At 57.8% G+C, this 18,707-nt stretch carries 19 protein-coding genes and 1 pseudogene; 12 read left to right on the top strand and 8 right to left on the bottom strand.

Translation table 11 applies throughout. The features are described 5' to 3' along the window. Window positions 1-397 precede the first annotated feature (397 nt). Window positions 398-1,081 (bottom strand): ribulose-phosphate 3-epimerase, encoded by a 684-nt coding sequence (rpe, locus tag KR52_RS09580; RefSeq protein WP_038555208.1) that lies wholly within the window; start codon window positions 1,079-1,081, stop codon window positions 398-400. A 149-nt stretch (window positions 1,082-1,230) separates the two neighbouring features. Here rpe and glpX point away from each other — a divergent pair, with 149 nt between their 5' ends. From glpX to KR52_RS09545, 7 genes are all read left to right on the top strand, one after another. Next, a complete protein-coding gene (glpX, locus tag KR52_RS09575) occupies window positions 1,231-2,235 on the top strand; it encodes a class II fructose-bisphosphatase (protein WP_038555206.1) in 1,005 nt (334 codons plus the stop codon). Window positions 2,236-2,266: 31 nt separating this feature from the next. Beyond that, a complete protein-coding gene (locus KR52_RS09570) occupies window positions 2,267-3,565 on the top strand; it encodes a glutamyl-tRNA reductase (protein ID WP_038555205.1) in 1,299 nt (432 codons plus the stop codon). Between the two features lie 121 nt (window positions 3,566-3,686). Further along, complete coding sequence (locus KR52_RS09565) at window positions 3,687-4,982, top strand: glucose-1-phosphate adenylyltransferase (RefSeq protein WP_038555202.1); 1,296 nt, start codon at window positions 3,687-3,689, stop codon at window positions 4,980-4,982. Window positions 4,983-5,070: 88 nt separating this feature from the next. Continuing rightward, window positions 5,071-6,489, top strand: a complete 1,419-nt coding sequence (gene gndA, locus KR52_RS09560) for an NADP-dependent phosphogluconate dehydrogenase (RefSeq protein WP_038555191.1) — start codon at window positions 5,071-5,073, stop codon at window positions 6,487-6,489. An 11-nt stretch (window positions 6,490-6,500) separates the two neighbouring features. Next, the gene (gene pgl / locus KR52_RS09555; RefSeq protein WP_038555189.1) at window positions 6,501-7,214 is read left to right on the top strand and encodes a 6-phosphogluconolactonase; all 714 of its coding nucleotides are present in this window, start codon (window positions 6,501-6,503) and stop codon (window positions 7,212-7,214) included. Then, window positions 7,195-7,755 (top strand): CIA30 family protein, encoded by a 561-nt coding sequence (locus tag KR52_RS09550; protein ID WP_038555188.1) that lies wholly within the window; start codon window positions 7,195-7,197, stop codon window positions 7,753-7,755. Before pgl ends, KR52_RS09550 begins: the two co-directional genes overlap by 20 nt. Window positions 7,756-7,759: 4 nt before the next feature. Continuing rightward, entirely contained in the window at window positions 7,760-8,128 is a 369-nt protein-coding gene (locus KR52_RS09545) for a hypothetical protein (protein WP_038555185.1), read from the top strand. 11 nt (window positions 8,129-8,139) lie between these two features. On the opposite strand, the gene ilvD is transcribed toward KR52_RS09545, so the two are convergent. The 3 genes from ilvD to KR52_RS09530 are packed head-to-tail and all read right to left on the bottom strand — an operon-like array spanning window position 8,140 to window position 10,779. Then, window positions 8,140-9,813, bottom strand: coding sequence for a dihydroxy-acid dehydratase (ilvD, locus tag KR52_RS09540; RefSeq protein ID WP_038555181.1), 1,674 nt, complete (start codon window positions 9,811-9,813; stop codon window positions 8,140-8,142). Between the two features lie 44 nt (window positions 9,814-9,857). Continuing rightward, window positions 9,858-10,136 (bottom strand): hypothetical protein, encoded by a 279-nt coding sequence (locus tag KR52_RS09535; RefSeq protein WP_038555178.1) that lies wholly within the window; start codon window positions 10,134-10,136, stop codon window positions 9,858-9,860. Between the two features lie 37 nt (window positions 10,137-10,173). Next, window positions 10,174-10,779, bottom strand: a complete 606-nt coding sequence (locus KR52_RS09530) for a uracil phosphoribosyltransferase (protein WP_038555175.1) — start codon at window positions 10,777-10,779, stop codon at window positions 10,174-10,176. Window positions 10,780-10,852: 73 nt separating this feature from the next. Between KR52_RS09530 and KR52_RS09525 the strand changes: the two genes are divergently transcribed. Continuing rightward, window positions 10,853-11,344: a pentapeptide repeat-containing protein gene (locus KR52_RS09525; RefSeq protein ID WP_371257711.1), complete on the top strand. Its 492-nt coding sequence runs from the start codon at window positions 10,853-10,855 to the stop codon at window positions 11,342-11,344. Between the two features lie 5 nt (window positions 11,345-11,349). After that, entirely contained in the window at window positions 11,350-12,456 is a 1,107-nt protein-coding gene (cobW, locus tag KR52_RS09520; RefSeq protein ID WP_038555169.1) for a cobalamin biosynthesis protein CobW, read from the top strand. On the opposite strand, the gene KR52_RS09515 is transcribed toward cobW, so the two are convergent. Together KR52_RS09515 and KR52_RS15355 are read right to left on the bottom strand one after the other, a co-directional pair. Then, a complete protein-coding gene (locus tag KR52_RS09515) occupies window positions 12,393-13,259 on the bottom strand; it encodes an EamA family transporter (protein ID WP_038555167.1) in 867 nt (288 codons plus the stop codon). The two genes, cobW and KR52_RS09515, sit on opposite strands and share 64 nt — an antisense overlap. Before the next feature lie 163 nt (window positions 13,260-13,422). Beyond that, complete coding sequence (locus tag KR52_RS15355; RefSeq protein WP_371257678.1) at window positions 13,423-13,545, bottom strand: hypothetical protein; 123 nt, start codon at window positions 13,543-13,545, stop codon at window positions 13,423-13,425. Between KR52_RS15355 and KR52_RS09510 the strand changes: the two are divergent. Further along, a pseudogene (locus KR52_RS09510) lies at window positions 13,544-14,442 on the top strand (DUF389 domain-containing protein). The gene KR52_RS15355 and the pseudogene KR52_RS09510 sit on opposite strands and share 2 nt — an antisense overlap. Window positions 14,443-14,476: 34 nt before the next feature. Here KR52_RS09510 and KR52_RS09505 read toward each other — a convergent pair. Both KR52_RS09505 and KR52_RS09500 read right to left on the bottom strand, forming a co-directional pair. Beyond that, a complete protein-coding gene (locus KR52_RS09505) occupies window positions 14,477-15,430 on the bottom strand; it encodes an SDR family NAD(P)-dependent oxidoreductase (RefSeq protein ID WP_038555163.1) in 954 nt (317 codons plus the stop codon). Continuing rightward, window positions 15,417-16,223, bottom strand: a complete 807-nt coding sequence (locus KR52_RS09500; RefSeq protein ID WP_038557172.1) for an SdiA-regulated domain-containing protein — start codon at window positions 16,221-16,223, stop codon at window positions 15,417-15,419. The genes KR52_RS09505 and KR52_RS09500 overlap by 14 nt, the downstream gene beginning before the upstream one ends. Window positions 16,224-16,398: 175 nt before the next feature. On the opposite strand from KR52_RS09500, the gene KR52_RS09495 reads away from it, so the two are divergent. Next, the gene (locus KR52_RS09495) at window positions 16,399-16,677 is read left to right on the top strand and encodes a hypothetical protein (RefSeq protein WP_038555160.1); all 279 of its coding nucleotides are present in this window, start codon (window positions 16,399-16,401) and stop codon (window positions 16,675-16,677) included. Between the two features lie 1,504 nt (window positions 16,678-18,181). Further along, window positions 18,182-18,448 carry a hypothetical protein gene (locus KR52_RS09490; protein WP_038555157.1) on the top strand — a complete coding sequence of 89 codons (267 nt, stop codon included), beginning with the start codon at window positions 18,182-18,184 and terminating at the stop codon, window positions 18,446-18,448. The last annotated feature ends 259 nt before the right edge of the window (window positions 18,449-18,707 follow it).

Genomic DNA, 18,707 nt, shown 5'->3' with positions numbered 1-18,707 from the left:
GGAGATGTTTCGATCTTCCGTGGTCCAGCTCAAGTTCAGCACTCAGCAGTCGGGGCCTGATGAAGTTCAGCCAGCAGATCTAATGTCCTGAATGCTGTAGGACCGCACCGATGTGCATCCCTCCTTTGACATAAATACCGATGATTAACGCAAACACTCCAGCATTGAGGGTTAGGAATGCTGCAACGAGCTTGATGTCATCTTTCATGCCCTAACTATCGGTAGGGTCTTCGCCTCAGTGTGGCCAAAAAATCTTTGAAGATCATGAAAGTTTTCAATCGCTCAGGCCTTGTTTAAGCTCGATCAGCTGAGATCGATTGATCTTTTCATGCTTGCATCCGCAACACGAGCCCGGCATTGCTACCGGGCTCTATGAGCTCAAATCATGCCCTGCTGATCAGGCAAGAACGGCTTCCTTGTTGCTGCTGTTGCGGATGCCCTTGATGGCTTCGGCGTAATCGGGTTGGTTGAACACACCGGAGCCGGACACAATCGCGTTGGCACCCGCCTCGATCACCTTCCAGGCATTACCGGCCTTGATGCCGCCATCCACTTCGATCCAGGGGTCCAGACCTCTCTCGTCGCACATACGGCGCAGGTCGCGGATTTTCTGCACCTGGTTCTCAATGAAGCTTTGGCCGCCGAAACCGGGGTTGACGCTCATGATCAGCACGAGATCACAGAGTTCGAGGCAGTACTCGAGGGTGTCGATCGGTGTTGAGGGGTTCAGAACTGCGCCTGCTTTCTTGCCCAGATCCTTGATCTGGGCAAGGTTGCGGTGCAGATGCGGGCAGGCCTCAACCTGCACGGAAATGATGTCTGCGCCGGCTTTGGCGAAGTCAGGAACGTATTTCTCCGGTTCAACAATCATCAGGTGCACATCCAGAGGCTTTTGAGTCACCGGACGCAGTGCTTCAACAATCAGAGGACCAATGGTGATATTTGGTACAAAGCGACCGTCCATCACATCCACATGGATCCAATCCGCACCCGCTTCGTCCACGGCTTTCACTTCTTCGCCGAGGCGTGCGAAGTCAGCCGACAGGATCGACGGCGAGATCACCAGGGACTTGGTGCTCATGGATGAGGAGCGCAAATGCCGAGTGATTTTAGGGACCCCTGCAACCACTGATACAGTGGGCCGCGCTCAGAGGTCGAGATCCCCTGCGGCGACCGGCAACTGCCCGTCCAGCAGATCTCGCCAACCCGTCCCACCCCATCCGGAGTCCCGTGGATCAGACCCTCATTCAGGAAATTCTCGAGGTTGTCGAACAGGCTGCCATCGCCTCCGCCAAGTTGTCTGGCAAAGGCCTGAAGAACGAGGCCGACGCCGCTGCTGTGGAGGCCATGCGCAAGCGTATGGGTCAGATCCAAATGCAGGGTCGCATCGTCATCGGTGAAGGTGAACGCGATGAAGCCCCGATGCTTTACATCGGTGAGGAGGTTGGCAGCGGTACGGGCCCCGGCGTTGACTTCGCCGTCGATCCCTGCGAAGGGACCAACCTCTGCGCCTTCAGCCAGCGTGGCTCCATGGCGGTTCTTGCGGCCTCCGACCGTGGTGGTCTGTTCAACGCCCCCGACTTCTACATGAAGAAGCTGGCTGCTCCTCCGGCCGCCAAGGGCAAAGTGGACATCCGCAAGTCGGCCACTGAAAACATCAAGATCCTCAGCGAGTGCCTGGGACTCGCCCCCGACGAGCTGACCATCGTGGTGATGGACCGTGCCCGTCACAAGGATCTCATTGCTGAGATCCGTGCCACCGGTGCCCGCATTCAGCCCATCTCCGACGGCGACGTCCAGGCTGCCATCGCCTGCGGTTTCGCTGGCACAGGCACCCACTGTCTGATGGGCATCGGTGCCGCACCGGAAGGCGTGATCTCCGCTGCTGCCATGCGTGCTCTCGGTGGCCATTTCCAGGGTCAGCTGGTGTATGACCCTGCTGTCGCTCAGACCTCCGAGTGGGCTGATATGACCAAGGAGGGCAACCTGGCTCGTCTGGCTGAGATGGGCATCACCGATCCCGACAAGGTCTACGAGGCCGAGGAGCTGGCCTGTGGTGAGCATGTTTGTTTCGCTGGAAGCGGCATCACCGATGGACTGCTCTTCGATGGAGTTAAGTTCGAATCGGATTGCACACGCACAAGCAGCCTGGTGATCAGCAACCTGGACAACACCTGTCGCTTCACCAACACCGTGCACATCAAAGACGGTGCCCAGAGCATTGCTCTGAGCTGATCGTCATTCACTGGTTGAGAGGAACGTTTCCATGCATATTGCCGTCGTCGGCCTCAGTCATCGCACGGCACCGGTGGAGATCCGGGAACGGCTCAGCATTCCTGAGCAGACCATGGAGACGTCTCTCCAATCCCTTCGCGGCAATGAGCAGGTGCTTGAGGCTTCGATCCTCAGCACCTGCAACCGCCTGGAGATTTACACCCTGGTTCGCAATCCGGACCTCGGCGTCTCTGCCGTCAGCGACTTCCTCAGCAGCCACTCCGGCCTTGAAACAGGTGAACTGACACCACATCTGTTCAGCTTTCATCACGAAGATGCTGTCGACCACCTGATGCGGGTGGCTTCTGGTCTTGACAGCCTCGTGTTGGGGGAAGGACAGATCCTGTCCCAGGTCAAGAAGATGATGCGGCTCGGCCAGGAGCACAAATCCCTGGGTCCGATTCTGAACCGCTTGCTCACTCAGGCTGTCACCACAGGCAAACGGGTTCGCAGCGAAACCAATCTTGGTACAGGGGCTGTTTCCATCAGTTCGGCGGCTGTTGAATTGGCTCAGCTCAAACTTGGCCAATCCCGTGGTGTCGATCAGTTGGTCACTCTGGAAAGTGAGCAGATCGCGGTTGTGGGTGCCGGTCGCATGAGCCGACTCCTGCTCCAGCATCTGCAGGCCAAGGGCGCATCTGGGGTCGTGTTGCTGAACCGCACCGTTGAACGGGCAGAACAGCTCTCTGCTGACTTTCCTGACCTTCCCGTTCAATGCAGACCCCTTTCGGATCTGGATCAATATCTGAGCACCTGCTCACTGGTGTTCACCAGCACAGCCGCGGATGACCCGATCATCCATGCCGCGCGTCTGGCCCCTCTGAACCGGCGCAGCAAGCTTCGCCTAATTGATATCGGTGTTCCCCGCAACATCGCTGCCGACGCTGCCGATGTGGATGGGGTTGAGTCCCACGACGTTGATGATCTCCAGGAAGTCGTCGCGCGCAACCAGGAAGCCCGCCAAGCCATGGCGCGGGAAGCGGAGCAACTGCTTCAGCAGGAAGCGCAGCAGTTCTTGGAATGGTGGGACAGCCTCGAGGCGGTGCCGACGATCAACCAGCTGCGTTCTTCCATGGAGTCCATCCGCTCTGAGGAACTGCAGAAGGCCCTGAGCCGAATGGGACCTGATTTCTCAGCTCGAGAGCGCAAGGTCGTTGAAGCCTTGAGTAAGGGGATCATCAACAAAATCCTTCACACCCCCGTCACCCAGTTGCGAGCGCCGCAGACCCGGCAGGATCGTCAGCAAGCCCTGCGGATTGTTGAACGACTGTTCAATTTGGAAGCATCTTGAGCTCCTGAGCTCTTCTGTCGCGATCTGATTCCCACTAATCTCGACTGATTCTTCTCGAAGACGGTTCTGAAGCCAAAAACTCCGGTAAGTTCTTGCGGCAACGCCGATTTGGGATAGCGGCATGAAGCGGGTTTTGGCCATCATTCTGGGCGGCGGCGCCGGTACTCGCCTGTATCCGCTCACGAAAATGCGCGCCAAGCCGGCAGTTCCCCTGGCTGGTAAGTATCGGTTGATTGATATTCCCATTAGTAACTGCATCAACTCCGACATCAACAAGATGTATGTGATGACGCAGTTCAATAGTGCGTCGCTCAACCGTCACTTGAGTCAGACCTACAACCTCAGCAACTCCTTCGGCGGTGGTTTTGTCGAAGTTCTTGCCGCTCAGCAGACTCCGGACAGTCCTTCCTGGTTTGGCGGTACGGCTGATGCTGTACGCAAATATCAATGGCTCTTTCAGGAGTGGGATGTTGACGAATATCTGATCCTTTCCGGAGACCAGCTGTACCGAATGGATTACAGCCTTTTCATTGAGCACCATCGCCGTACAGGGGCTGATCTCACCGTCGCAGCCCTTCCTGTCGATCCCCAACAGGCCGAGGCCTTTGGTTTGATGCGCACGGATGAAAACGGCACGATCCAAGAGTTCCGTGAAAAGCCCAAGGGCGATTCCCTGCTCGAAATGGCAGTGGATACCTCTCGTTTTGGCTTGAGCGCCGATTCAGCCAAAGAGAGGCCGTATCTGGCCTCGATGGGCATTTATGTCTTCAGCCGTCAGACCCTGTTTGATCTGCTCGACAAGCATCCTGGCCACAAGGATTTCGGTAAGGAGATCATCCCTGAAGCGCTCGCACGGGGCGACAAGCTTCAGAGCTATGTGTTCGATGACTACTGGGAGGACATCGGGACCATTGGGGCTTTCTATGAAGCCAACCTTGCCCTGACCCAACAGCCCACACCGCCCTTCAGCTTCTACGACGAGAAATTCCCCATCTACACCCGTCCCCGCTACTTGCCCCCCAGCAAGCTTGTTGATGCTCAGATCACCAATTCGATCATCGGGGAAGGGTCGATCCTGAAGTCCTGCAGCATTCTGCATTGCGTCCTCGGAGTCCGTAGCCGAATCGAGAGTGATGTTGTTCTTCAGGACACGCTTGTTATGGGAGCCGATTTCTTTGAATCAAGCGATGAACGTTCTGTACTTCGGGAACGAGGTGGTATCCCACTGGGCGTGGGTAAGGGAACGACGGTCAAGCGGGCCATCCTTGACAAGAACACTCGCATCGGTTCGGGTGTCACGATCATCAACAAGGATCACGTGGAGGAGGCTGATCGCTCGGATCAAGGCTTCTACATCCGCAACGGCATTGTGGTGGTTCAGAAAAACGCCACCATCCCCGATGGCACGGTGATCTGACCTCATTTCTGACATTAGTTGGTTGATTTGCGGCTGAGGCTGCTCGAGATCAACACACTGAGTTCAGTTGCCAGTGGTCCTGTAGACCATGTCCAAGTCTCATTTCGGCCTTATCGGTCTTGGCGTGATGGGGGAAAACCTTGTTCTCAATGCCGAGCGCAATGGGTTTTCCAGTGTTGTCTACAACCGCACCTACGCCAAAACCGAAGACTTTCTCCAGGGGCGCGGCAGGGACAAAAACATTCAGGGTGCCACTGACCTCGAAGATTTCGTTGGGAAGCTGGAACGACCTCGCCGGATTTTGATGATGGTGAAAGCGGGGCCTGCCGTTGATGCCGTTGTTGATCAGCTCTCTCCCTATCTCGAAGAAGGCGATCTGCTGATTGATGGAGGCAATTCCGACTATCACGACACCGAACGTCGGGTGAAGCAGCTCGAGAGCAAGAGTTTTGGCTTCATCGGTATGGGTGTCTCCGGTGGTGCGAAGGGTGCCCTCGAGGGGCCGAGCATGATGCCCGGTGGGACCAAGACGTCCTACGAGGCCATCGAGAGCCTCGTGAACAAGATGGCGGCCCAGGTCGAAGACGGACCTTGCGTGACCTACATCGGTCCCGGGGGGTCAGGACACCTGGTCAAAACGGTCCACAACGGGATCGAATACGGCATCGAGCAGATTCTTGCCGAGGGCTACGACCTGATGAAGCGGGTCAAGGGAATGAGCGGCGTGCAGATGGCCGACGTTCTCGGTCAATGGAACGCCACAGAAGAGTTGTCGTCTTATCTGGTGGAAATCACCGAGGTGTGTCTCCGCACCAAGGACCCCGTCGATGGCACCGATCTGGTGGAGAAGATCACCGACCGGGCCGGCCAGAAGGGCACGGGCCTCTGGACCGTGGTGACGGCACTGCAGATGGGCGCTTCCGTTCCCACCATCTATGCCTCCCTGAATGCACGGGTGATGAGCTCGATGAAGCCCCAGCGCATGGTGGCGGAATCGATCCTCAAGGGTCCTGCAATCAAGGACTTTGATCTGGGAACGCCTGACGATGCCATGGCTCCGTTGATGGATGCCACGGTGCTGAGCTGCATCGCCAGTTATGCCCAGGGCATGGAACTGCTGCGCATCGCCTCCCAGGACCTCGACTATGAGCTCCACATGCCATCGATCGCTCAGATCTGGAAGGGGGGGTGCATCATTCGGGCCCGTTTGCTGAAGCGCATTCAGGATGCATTCGATGCTGATCCACAACTGCCCAACCTGATGGTTGATCCCTGGTTCGCTGAGCAGATCAACCGACGGCTGCCCGGGCTGGCTCAAGTGGTGGCCGGCGCCGCAGAGGCCGGCATTCCCGTTCCCTGCTTCAGCAGCACCCTCGACTACATCAACAGCTACCGCTCCGGTCGCCTTCCCCAGAATCTGGTTCAGGCGATGCGCGACTGCTTCGGCTCCCACACCTATCAACGGCTCGACAAGGAGGGCACGTTCCACACCGAATGGCTCAGCTGAGTGGTTGAGCGATGACCAACTACCGCATCGAGCGGGCGAAGAATCCTCAGGACCTCGCCCGCCAGGCCTGTGAAACGATTGCCGCTCAGATTGATCTGGCGTTGGATCAACGGGATCGTTGCCAGATCGCTCTCTCCGGGGGGAGCACGCCCGCCAGCGCCTACTCCCTGCTCGGTCAGGAACGGCTGCCCTGGGATCGGGTGGATGTCGTCCTCGGTGACGAGCGCTGGGTGGCTGCCGACGATGCGTCCAGCAACGCCGGCATGCTGCGCCGCACCCTGCTCGCACCCGGGCCTGGAGCCTCGGCTGCCTTTCATCCAGTGCCCACTGTGGAACTGGACAATCCCGAAGCCAGTGCTGACGCCTTCGCAGACAAGGTTGCCCAGCTTTGTTCTGGGGTTCCACCGATGTTCGATGTGATGCTGTTAGGCCTCGGTGACGACGGCCACACCGCATCCCTTTTCCCCGGTACGGAGGCTCCAACGGTTTTGGACCGCTGGACGACCATCGGACGCGGCAAGGGATTGGATCGCATCACCTTGACGGCTCCAGTGCTCAGTGCCGCCCGTCAGGTGATCTTCCTCGTCAGTGGGGCTGGAAAACAGGAGGCCCTCAGGCGACTGGTGGATCCCTCCGAATCCTCCGATCGCACCCCCGCTCGGCTGGTTCAACCTGCTAATGATGTGCTGATCCTTGCTGATCAGGATGCAGCCGCCGGCCTCTGAACAGATCCTTTTCCAGGGCAGCGACTTTGCTGACTGGGCCAGCCTGAACGACACGATCATGGGCGGCCGATCCCGTGCCGGTTGTCGCGTGAGCCCCGACGGACTCGTGCTGGAGGGGGAGCTGGTGGAAACCGGCGGTGGGTTCGTGAGCTGCCGCTCCCCACGCCTGCAGCCTCCGCTCGATCTGTCGACCTATTCATCACTTCAGCTGGATGTTGAGGGTGAGGGACGCACCCTGAAGATTGCCCTTGGATGCCGGGATGGGGCGATGGGACTCACCGAACTGATTCCTGGTGGTCTCCGCTGGGTGGTGGATGTTCCGACCCAACCGTCCGGTGTGACCCCTGTTGTGGTGCCTTTCGCCCACCTCAGACCCACGGTGCGTGCCAAGCCCGTTGGCTTACCGCTGCGCTTCGATCCCAGTGGCATCACGCGCATTCAGGTGTTGCACTCGAAGTTCGGTGATGCGGGGGATCTCAATCCAGGCTTCCGCGCCGGCTCCTTTCGGATGCTCATCCGATCGATCCGCGCCTTGCCCTGATCCGATGGACCTTCTGGTGTTGATTGCCAAGGCGGCGGATGTTTGCCTCAAGCCCCGGAACCATGCCGTGGTCTTGATCGATCCCTCGGCTCCCGAGCAAATCGACGACCTGCATGTGCGGATTGAATGCCGCGATGGCGATGGCCAGCGCTGTTCTGATCAAGATCTTGAACTGGAAATCTATCGGAGTGGCGACGAGATCAATCTGATGCTCAGTTGGTGGGACCAACCCGATCGCCCGATGCTGTGGCATGGGCGCCATCCGGTCTGGATGGATGGCGCCTCGGGGCAGCGCTGCGCAGCACCACAGGATGCCGCCCCTCTGGAGGCGCTGGGTCGTCGCCTATGGGCACTGGTGCAACCAGCTGTTTGACTCCGTCAACTTCAATCGACGTGGTCTGTTGTCGCACCTCGGCTCGAGCTGGAGACGAGCCGCGCGTACTTGCCGAGAATTCCGTTGAGGTAACGCTGTTCGGGCTTGCTCCATGCCGCCCGGCGGCGATCCAGTTCCGCTTCATCCACGTTGAGTTGGAGCAGCAGCTGATCAGCATCGACCGTGATGCTGTCGCCTTCTTGAACCAGCCCGATCGTTCCGCCAACTGCAGCTTCAGGAGCCACGTGACCCACCACCAGGCCATAGGTGCCACCGCTGAAGCGGCCATCGGTGATCAGGGCGACCTTGTCGCCCAGGCCTTGACCCACGATCGCTGAGGTGGGAGCCAGCATCTCCCGCATGCCTGGTCCGCCAACGGGGCCCTCGTTGCGGACCACCACCACATCTCCGGCCTTGATCTTTTTGTCGAGGATGGCGGCAAGGCAGTCTTCTTCGCTCTCGAATACGCGAGCTGGGCCTGTCAGCACTGGGGTTTTCACACCGCTGATCTTGGCCACGCTGCCCTCGCTGGCGAGGTTGCCCTTGAGGATGGCGAGGTGCCCTTTGGCGTAAAGGGGATTGCTGAGGGGGCGGATTACGTCCTGCCCGGCGGGGGGCTCCGATGGCACATCGGCCAGCGACTCCTTCAGGCTTTTGCCCTCCACTGTTCGGCAGTCGCCGTTCAGCAAGCCTGCATCCAGCAGCAGCTTCATCACCTGGGGAATGCCGCCGGCGTTGTGCAGATCAACGGTCACGTAGCGGCCGCTGGGCTTGAGATCACAGATCACCGGCACCCGCTGACGAATCCGTTCGAAGTCATCGATGCTCAGGTCCACGCCGGCGGTGCGGGCAATGGCCAGCAGGTGGAGCACAGCATTGGTGGAGCCCCCCACCGCCATGATCACGCTGATGGCGTTCTCAAAGGCTTCCTTGGTGAGCAGATCCAGGGGGCGGATGTTGGTTTTCACGGCCTCCACCAGCACCTCAGCGGAGCGGGCGGCACTGTCGGCCTTTTCCTCATCCTCGGCAGCCATCGTGGAGCTGTAGGGGAGGCTGAGCCCCATCGTTTCGATGGCAGCACTCATGGTGTTGGCGGTGAACATGCCGCCGCAACTGCCAGCTCCAGGGCAGGCATTTTTTTCAACTGCAGTGAGCTGCTCTTCGTCGATCTTGCCGCTGGTGAGTTGGCCGACCGCTTCAAATGCGCTCACCACAGTGAGATCACAGCCGCCAAGTTTGCCCGGCTTGATCGTGCCGCCGTAAACGAACACCGAAGGAATGTTCATCCGCGCCATGGCCAGCATGGCGCCCGGCATGTTCTTGTCGCAGCCACCGACGGCCAGTACCCCATCCATGCTCTGGCCGTTGCAGGCCGTTTCGATGGCGTCAGCAATCACTTCACGGCTCACCAGGGAGTACTTCATCCCTTCAGTGCCCATGGAGATTCCATCACTCACGGTGATGGTTCCGAACATCTGTGGCATGCCTCCGGCCTGCCGGGCTGCTTCCTCCGCCCGTTTGGCCAGGTCGTTCAGCCCCACATTGCAGGGGGTGATGGTGCTGTAACCGTTGGCAATGCCCAGGATGGGCTTTCCGAAATCACCGTCTCCAAAGCCCACGGCCCGCAGCATGGCGCGGTTGGGAGATCGCTGAATCCCCTTGGTGACGGCGTCGGAGCGAAGCATGGAACGGAGCGGACCAGTGGCGATCAAGCCAACCTACCGAGCGCTCATCCTTCGCTTCCGAGACCCTCGAGCTGAGCGCGTACGCGGGCGATCTCCGCATTGAGTTTTTCCACCCGCTCTTCGAGATGTCCATTCGGTGAGCTGTCCAGCACTTCGGATCCGTCCTGCATCCGAGGGGCATGCATCATCGACTTTTGCGCGCCGTAGCGCCTGCGCCTGTCGGCCTCATTGAGCAGCCACCAGGCCAGCCCGGCGGCACCGAGGACTGCTCCGGTAACCAGGGTTGCCAGGGTGCCTGAGCCCGTGTCGTGCTGCTGGGCCATGGATGTGATCAACCTGTTTCAAAGGTTAGTCACGCTCTCAATGTCTGAGGTTCAGCCGTCGCACAGGGTCACCGATTCCCGGGCGAATCTCGCCCTGCTCCCCCAGGCCTTCGTCGATGCAGGCGGTATGCAGCGTTAGATCTGGAATCGATTCACCCAACAGCTTCAGTCCAGGACTGGCACACAGGGCAGTGATCAGCCGCAGCCGTCGTCCATCCACACCCTTGCTCTGGAGCTCCTGCAGAAGCTTGAGCGTGGCCTCACCATCGCTGATCTGATCAACGAACAGAATCACTCCAGCGTTGGCTTCAATCTCCTGGGGGCACGTCCCCAGGCAGAGGGAGGAATCGGGAAGGACGGATCGTCCTCCCTGCCAAAGTTCGAGGCCCGCGGGCAGCACTGGAATGGCGATCAGCGGTACCGATGCCTCAACGAGGCTGCCTTCGGTGTCGCCATGGATTCCGGGCACCATCTCCCGGCGATGGGGCAGCCAGTCCCGCAGGGCTTCGTAGGTGAGCCAACGGCCCAGCTCCTGCAGAGCGGTGGCGTAAAGAGCCGCAGGAGTTTCCCGGTGCCGGAGCATCGTCAGCCAATGACCGATCAGGGGATGGGGTGGAACTACCACCCGCAAGCTCATGGCCATATCGACTCGCTCCGCTGACAGTTGCCATAACGTGATTGCTCAAATTACCGGTCTCATGGGCGCCCTTCGACGTATGGCCTCGCTGCTGGCGGTGATCCTCCTGGGTCTCAGCACGGTCTTCTGGCCTGAGTCAGCGCTGGCCATCACCGCTCCCGAGCTGCGTGGGCAGCGGGCGGTTCAGGAGATCACGGCCGACATGCACGGCCTTGATCTCAAAGAAAAGGAGTTTCTCAAAGCTGATCTTCGGGAGGTGAATCTCAGTGGCACGGATCTGCGGGGAGCTGTGATCAACACCTCACAACTGCAGGGGGCGGATCTCCGTGATGCCGATCTCTCAGATGTGGTTGGTTTCGCTAGCCATTTCGAGGGTGCTGATCTGCGGGGAGCCAACTTCACCAACGCGATGATGATGCAGAGCCGCTTCACGGATGCACAGATCGATGGTGCTGATTTCACCAACGCTGTGCTCGATCTTCCCCAGCAACGGGCCCTCTGCGCCCGCGCGGACGGCACCAATCCGAACAGCGGGGTTTCAACCCGTGAGAGCCTGGGCTGTCGCCCGTAATTTCCATGGCTAAACGTCTGCCGGTGACCGTGATCACCGGGTTTCTTGGGGCCGGCAAGACCACGGTGTTGCGCCATCTGCTCACCCAAGGCGGACAGCGTCTGGCCGTGATGGTCAACGAGTTCGGCAGCGTGGGGCTGGACGGTGACCTGATCCGCAGCTGTGGCTTCTGCCCTGAGGAGGACGTGGAGGGCCGACTGGTGGAGCTGAATAACGGTTGCCTCTGCTGCACGGTGCAGGACGACTTCCTTCCGACAATGGAGAAACTGCTCGAACGGGCGGATCAACTGGATGGGATCGTTGTTGAGACCAGTGGTCTGGCCTTGCCGCGGCCCTTGCTTCAGGCCTTAGATTGGCCGGCCATCCGCAGCCGTGTCCACGTCAATGGTGTGGTGACGTTGGTGGATGGAGAGGCCCTCGCCGAGGGCAGTCCTGTGGCTGACGCCGAAGCTTTAGAGCGGCAACGGGCCGAGGATCCCAGCCTGGATCACCTCACAGCGATCGACGACTTGTTTGCGGATCAACTCCAGGCCGCTGACCTGGTCTTGATCAGCCGGGCTGATTGCCTGGATAGATCAGCGATGGCTGAGGTGCAGGGGCGGATCAAAGACAAAGTGCGCCAGGGCACTGCTTTGCTTCCTGTGTCTCAGGGACAGGTGGAGACATCCGTTGTGCTGGGACTGGATCACAAACCCGCGCATCAAACCCACGACCACACTCATCACGACCACGACCACGACCACGACCACGACCACAGCCATGTCGACATGGTCGGCAGCAATGTTCGCGTCGAAGGGGCGTTGAACCGTCAGGCTCTCGAGCAGCTGTTGCCCACCCTTGTGAGCAATCACCAGGTGGTTCGACTCAAGGGGCGTGTTTGGCTGCCCAGCAAAACGCTTCCACTCCAGATCCAGATGGTGGGGCCGCGGTTGAACAGCTGGTTTGAAGCAGCTCCCAGCCATGCCTGGCGTCCCGAACAGGGCTGTGGTGCTGATTTGGTGGTGCTGGCCTTGAACGAGGCTGCAGGTCCGGCTCTGGAATCAGGCCTTCAGAGGCTGGTGCAGGCCACACCGGCCAAGGCCAGCCCCGCGGCAGCCACGCCGGAGAGCTGAATCGGGTCTCCTTCCATTCGGCCCACAAAAAGAGCCATCACTGGCGCCGTGGCCATCAGCGTCACCCCTTCTCCAACGGGCATCGTTTGCAGCACCAGCTGTTGCAACAGGATTCCCCCGTTGGTTCCGACCACGGTGGCGATCACAAGCTTCCATTGCTCCCGTTGCATCAGCTTGGTCTGTCTCCAGGTCCCGTTGAGGAAGGGGAGCAGACCAAGCCATCCGCCCAGCAGCCGGATGGCTGCCGTCTGCAATGGGGTGAGGTCGCTGCTGATCAGCACATGACGGGCCAGAAAGGCTCCGCTCAGGCCACAGATCACACCGGTGAGTGCCAACAGCAGCCCGGTGCCGAAGTCAGCAGCGCTTCCCCCCTGCTTCCCTTGGCCCGTCTCTTTCGCCTGCATGGCAATGAGAACCACCGCGCTTGAAACCAAAAGCGCGCCGAGACCGTTCTTCACGGCCAAGCTGTCCCCCATCACCAGCACCCCAGCGATGCTGGCCAGCACCGGACCGCTGGCTTCCACGGTGAGGGTTCGTCGGGTGCCAAGCCGCCGCAATGCTCCGAGATAGAAGCTGTCGCCTGCAGCAATGCCGATCAAGCCGCTGATCAACAGCAGCACCACGGCCTGCACTCCACTTCCCCGTGGCAGCGTGAGCAGCACCGGCAGAAACAACAGGCTGGCCAGGCCGTTTTTCATGGCATTGAGCTGGATCGCCGTCATCCGCCCCGATAGCGACCGCCAAAGCGCACTGGCTCCCGTCCAGGCCATGGCAGCCCCGAGACCCGCCAGAACTCCCGTCATCGCGCGATGGTCACCGTTGGCAAGTCTGCTGCGCTGTTCCGAACTCTGTGCACAATTCAGGAATGTGAGGCCTGAAGACGTGCAACGTGCTGGCGCTATGGCTGGACATCCTCTCGGGTCATTGGGCGGTTCATCTTGAAAGTCGTATTTCGCGAACAGCGCTCTATAAGGCTCGGATCGCCTCATCCAAGCCGTCGCTTGGTTTTTTCATTCTTTCGATCAGTTCTGCGGTGATCGCCACCCTCGGGCTGATTTCCAGCAGCACGGCAGTCGTGATCGGGGCCATGATCGTCGCCCCTTTGATGAACCACATCCTCAGTCTCGCCTTTGGCTTGGCCGTGAGCGATGGGAAATTGATCCGACGTTTCGCCGTCATCATTGGCTTCGGCGTTCTGGCGGTTGTTGGAACCGCAGCGTTGATCAGTTTGGGGCTTGGCATCAGCGATGTGCAGTCGGAGATCACCAGCCGCACCTCTCAAACCCCATCGATCTGGGCATCGCCATTGCGGCGGCGCTTGCCGGGTCGTTCTCGATGACCCGCAAACAATTGTCGAATTCGATAGCCGGGGTGGCGATTGCTGTTGCCCTTGTGCCACCGCTCTGCGTCAGCGGCATCGGCCTCACGCTCGGCTCGGAAATGGTGGCTGTGTTTGGCCGTGGAACGGCGGCGGGTCTCACCAATCAGATCGCGGAGGGATCGTTTCTGCTTTTCCTCGCGAACCTGATCGGCATCACCGTCACCAGCCTTCTGTTGTTTTTGCTGCAGCGTTACGGCTCATTCCGCAGTTGTTGGCGAAATCTTCTGGTCTGGTTGGCATTGCTCGGGCTGCTCAGCCTGCCGTTGTCATCGGCATTGCATGACTTCAGTGTGCGGCAGGAGATGGATGCGGCATTTGGTCGCTTCAAAGCGGGACAATTCAAACGCGTAGCCATCGCGCAAGGCAACCAGAAGTTGTGGTCAAAAGTTCGTCTGATGTACAGCAGCGTCAGTGTTGTCGACAACAAGGCAAGGCTGGATGTCGTGCTGAATGCACCCGAAGACATCTTGGATCAATCCTTTATGAACAAGGTCAATCAGCAGATGTTGAAACGAGCCAAAGACTTTGGCTTGGATGACCTTGATGTCAACATCAGTGTGATCCCCAATCGTGTGTATAAGATCGATCATCAGATAATGAATTAACGCAATGGTTGCTGTCTTGTGAACGGTTTAGGTTTCAGCGAGATGGCGTCAAAAAAGAGTTGATCAGATTGTTCGACAACATCCAGAGCATCGTCGATTTGTCGCTGTTCTGCGCTTCCTCGGAGGGTTCAGTTGGTTTGAATTGACGCTGGCCAGGGCCCAACAGCGCATTGCTCCAGTAGCTGAATCCCGGCTGATGAAGCTGTTCATCGATGAGCTGTACCAGCAGTGCCCCAGCCCGCTCAACGCTTTCCGTCAATCGCAAGAGATCCCGAGCGAAAAAACCAAACAAGGCCTGCCCAAGTGGATTGGCTTGGCGACTGTTTCTGAAAAATCCCCCTGATGTCCGTGGAATCACCAGCCCTGGACTCCAGGTCACGACAGGTATGTCTGGACGCTGCCGGTGGATCTGCAGGGCCATCAACAGATTGCAGAGCTTGCTGTCTTTGTAGGCCTTATCTGCATTGAACGGACTTTCTCCGTCCACCATCGGCGCCCCGGGGCCTTGGCGCAGTCCCTGCAGCAAGCCCAGCCCTGCAGGCTGGCCAACCCGTCCTCCGCCGCTGGCTGGATTGTGCACCTCAGAGGCGGTGATCACGATGGCTTGTGTTTGCTCTTTCAATCCTTCAGCCAGAAGTTGATGGGCCAGGTGGTTCACCGCAAAGGTCAGTTCAATGCCTTGTGCACTCCAACGGGGGGAGGCGTGGCCGGCGTATTGCAACCCAGCATTGAGCACCACTGCATCGAATGGCATCCGGCGATGGCGGAGTTGTTCGATCGCCTTGGCCACAGACGTAAGGTTTCCCAGATCGGCAATGCAGGTCTCAACGGAACCAGCAAGAGCCGTGCGGGTTCTCTCGGCCCGTTCTGCATTGCGGCAAACAACGGTGAGTGCATCACCACGGGCCAGGAGGATGTTTGCCGCTTCAAGGCCAATGCCGCTGCTGGCACCGGTGATCAGGACCCGGCGCTGTTCAGCAGTCGTCATGGAGTTTGAACTCGTAGAGATCCGCGTCCCGATCGCTCACCACGTACATCCTTTTTCGTCCGGGATCGAAGGCAACACCCTCCGGTTTGCGGATCAGTTGTGGCTTGTCTCCCGTGCTGATGGTGAGATCGAGGCGCTGAAGAACAGTGTCGCCTGCCCAGTCGTACTGGAACAGGCACCGCCCCTTGTCGCTGACGATCCAGAGGGTGTCGCTGCTGCTGTCGTAGCTCAGGCCCGAGAAATCGAGCTTCTCGGCCTTCAGGTCGGGATGGATGAACCCTTGGCTGGCTTGCAGCACTCTTGTGGAGAGGATTGTCGTAAGTGTGGAATCCAGTTCGACCAGCAAACCGGGCTGGCGCTCTTTCACCACAACCACATGGTCGTTCCTGGTGTTCACGGTGATGCCCTCCAATCCGTTGTTGTCTGGAGGGTCTCGGAAGTAGTGCGCGATCGTGTCGTAGTTGGTCATGGCTGAGAGCGGGCGGCGGGAGTGTTCCCTCCGGCTGATCAGATCCACAACCACCACAGAATTGCTCTCCTCCTGCACCACGAGTAGCTCGCTGTCATTCCCACGGATTGCAATGCCTTCCAAGTCGTCAAGGCCGATGAAGAACGAGTCGCTCACCGACACCCTCCCCTTGAGATCCAGACGAAAAATCGCCTTGGTGTCATCACTTACGGTGTACAGCGCTGAGCCATCCCCGTTCAAGGTCAGTCCGGACGGTTCATTCAGGCCGAGGCCTGGGTCACGAATCCGGTGACGGCGCAGCAGCTCGAGGCGCATCGAGGTCATCCTCATCGGGGCCCGTTCCTGGTGATTCTCGCGGCTTGGCTCGTGTTTGCCAGCCATCGCAGGTGAGGATGAAGGGATCACAGCCACGAGCTATGAATCTGATCGCTGTGAATAGCCCTTAAAGGCTATTGGCACAAGGACTCAGTCGTTCTCTACCCTTCCTGGTACTAGCACTGTGTCCAAAACGCCTTACATCAAGCGTGTTCCTGGTAGGTCTGGCTTCTATGCCCAGCGTGCAGTTCCGCGACCGCTACAGGAGAAGCTCGGCAACAAGACCTGGATCAGAAAGGTCGGCAACACGATGCAGGAAGCAAGGCGCAACCTTGCTGAGTTCCTGAACTTCACAGATCTAGAGATTGTCAATGCTTCGGGTGAGGTGAATGAGGCGTTGCTGACCACGTCGACTCCATCCCTGCCTATGGCGTCCTACGAGACCTCAAAGAGCAGGGTCTGACACCCCAGGACATATTCAGGACATATGCCCTCGCCATTCGGCTGAAGTTGCCTACAAGCTCTTGGAGCGTCAAGCCAACCGTGAAGCAGGCAAGCCCTACGAAGACCGCACATGGGACCATCTGATTGATCTGGCTATCAAGCTCAAAGACCCAGCTGCACAGACTGGTCTGCAATGGCGTCAACGGGTTGCAGAGGTCTAGAAGATCATCGGGAAGAACGATCCGGCCAAGATCACCAATGACGATGCATGGAAGTACAGAGACCAGCTTCTTGACACTGTCTCTCCGGTCATCCTGAAGAAGCGGATCAGAACAATCCGAGGATCGCTTGAGTTGGCTGTAAGTGAAGAGTGGAGTTACACTAATCCTTTTGCTTGCATCAAACTTCGATTCATCAAAGGATCGTCAAAGAAAAAGAAGTTGTCAGGCTCAAAGGTGTAGACCAAAAGGCCAGATAGCTACTGCCTGAATATCAACAGTGGCTGTACTTCATCATGAGGTACACAGGCACCCATTTGTCTGAAGCTGCTGCTATTCAGTACCAAGACATTGATCTAAAGAATGATGTTCTGCATATCAGACCTAATGAACTACGGCCATGAAGACAGCATTCAGAGAGCGGTTACTTCCAATGATTCCTGAACTGAAGGAAGTGCCTCAGAGATCAACACCAAAGGATATGCGCCAACTGCTTATGTCTTTCTAGGGCTCTACAAAGAAAAGTACCAGCGCTGGGGTCATAGTCTCATCTGGGCAAGGCTGATCGGTGTATCACCTAAAGCTTGCAGAGATACTGTCGCTACAACGTTGAGAGATGCAGATGTCAATGAACGTGTGATTGGAGCAATCCTTGGTCACAGTCCATCGTCATCAACAAATCTATATGGCTCCGTTTCAATGGATGCAAAGTTAAGAGCACTGGAAAACCTTATGAACGATATGACTAAAGGATGTGAAACACAATCGAACAAAGAAGGATTCCAAGATCCTGGAGGGATGGAGGACTGATCCACGGATGGTCTTCCTGGCAACCCTAGGTAGAGATCTTACAAAGAAGGAACGAGACGAGTGGGAAAGGAATATCAGAAAGTATTAAATCTCGAACAAGTGATAGGAAGGGTTTTGGAGATTCGTTTTACGAAAGTGGAGTCTACATAGCCTATCTCTTTCCGTCTAGGACTATCCCTTCCCTATCCACCTACACACAGCCCCTTATTTGAATGACCAATGACAGACCAATGCCAAGGTGTCAGCTATGACCTGACAAACAGAATCAATCAACTGAACGAAAGGATCTCTACCCACCAAAACATGCTTGATCAGGTCATACAGGAACGTGATCGTCTTCAATGCATTCTAGACAATCTTGACCAATCAGATGATGGCGGTGGTGATGGTGGATCAACTCCTGCACCTACACCAGATCCAGTCTTCTATGGGGCAACTAGTTTGTCTTATGATGGTCCCTGGCAGTAGCATTGGCAAGAGATTGCATGATCAGTGATGCATCCATTCATCAAAAGTGTGTTATGCGCAGGCGCTGTACTTGGTACGGCTGCGTATTTGTCGCCGCTGATTTTCCAGGCCAATTACTTTAACTTTTGCGTGATGACTACATCTGGAATCAACGACAAGAAATCTTGGAGCCAACTTAACTCCAGCCAGCAAGCAAATCTCACTGCAACTGCAGTACAAATCTGCAACGGTGGCGGTGAGAAGTATCAGGCTGTTGATTCAACGCCCCTTGGGCAGCTATTTTCTGACAGTTGAAGACAATAAAAAAGCCCGCGCAAGGCTCGCAGGCTTCCCTCTATTCGATTCACCCCCACACAGCAAGGGGCTTATAAACATCAAAGCCATCGTCAGCGCTCTTATTCTGAAGGTTTGGTGAGAACAAGATTAGAGTATCCTTAGTGTCGGAAAGGTCTCTCGTGACATCGCTGCATCAGGGGATATCTCTGAGCACAATCACCACTTCCCGTGGTGAACGTGTGAGGCTGGCTTGCATTCAGGCTCCCGGGGTCCGAGG

The sequence above is a fragment of the Synechococcus sp. KORDI-52 genome (assembly GCF_000737595.1).
In the GTDB taxonomy this organism is placed as follows: Bacteria; Cyanobacteriota; Cyanobacteriia; order PCC-6307; family Cyanobiaceae; genus Parasynechococcus.
The sequence above is the reverse complement of the archived record's forward strand: the minus strand, read 5'-3'. Positions and strand labels throughout refer to the sequence as shown.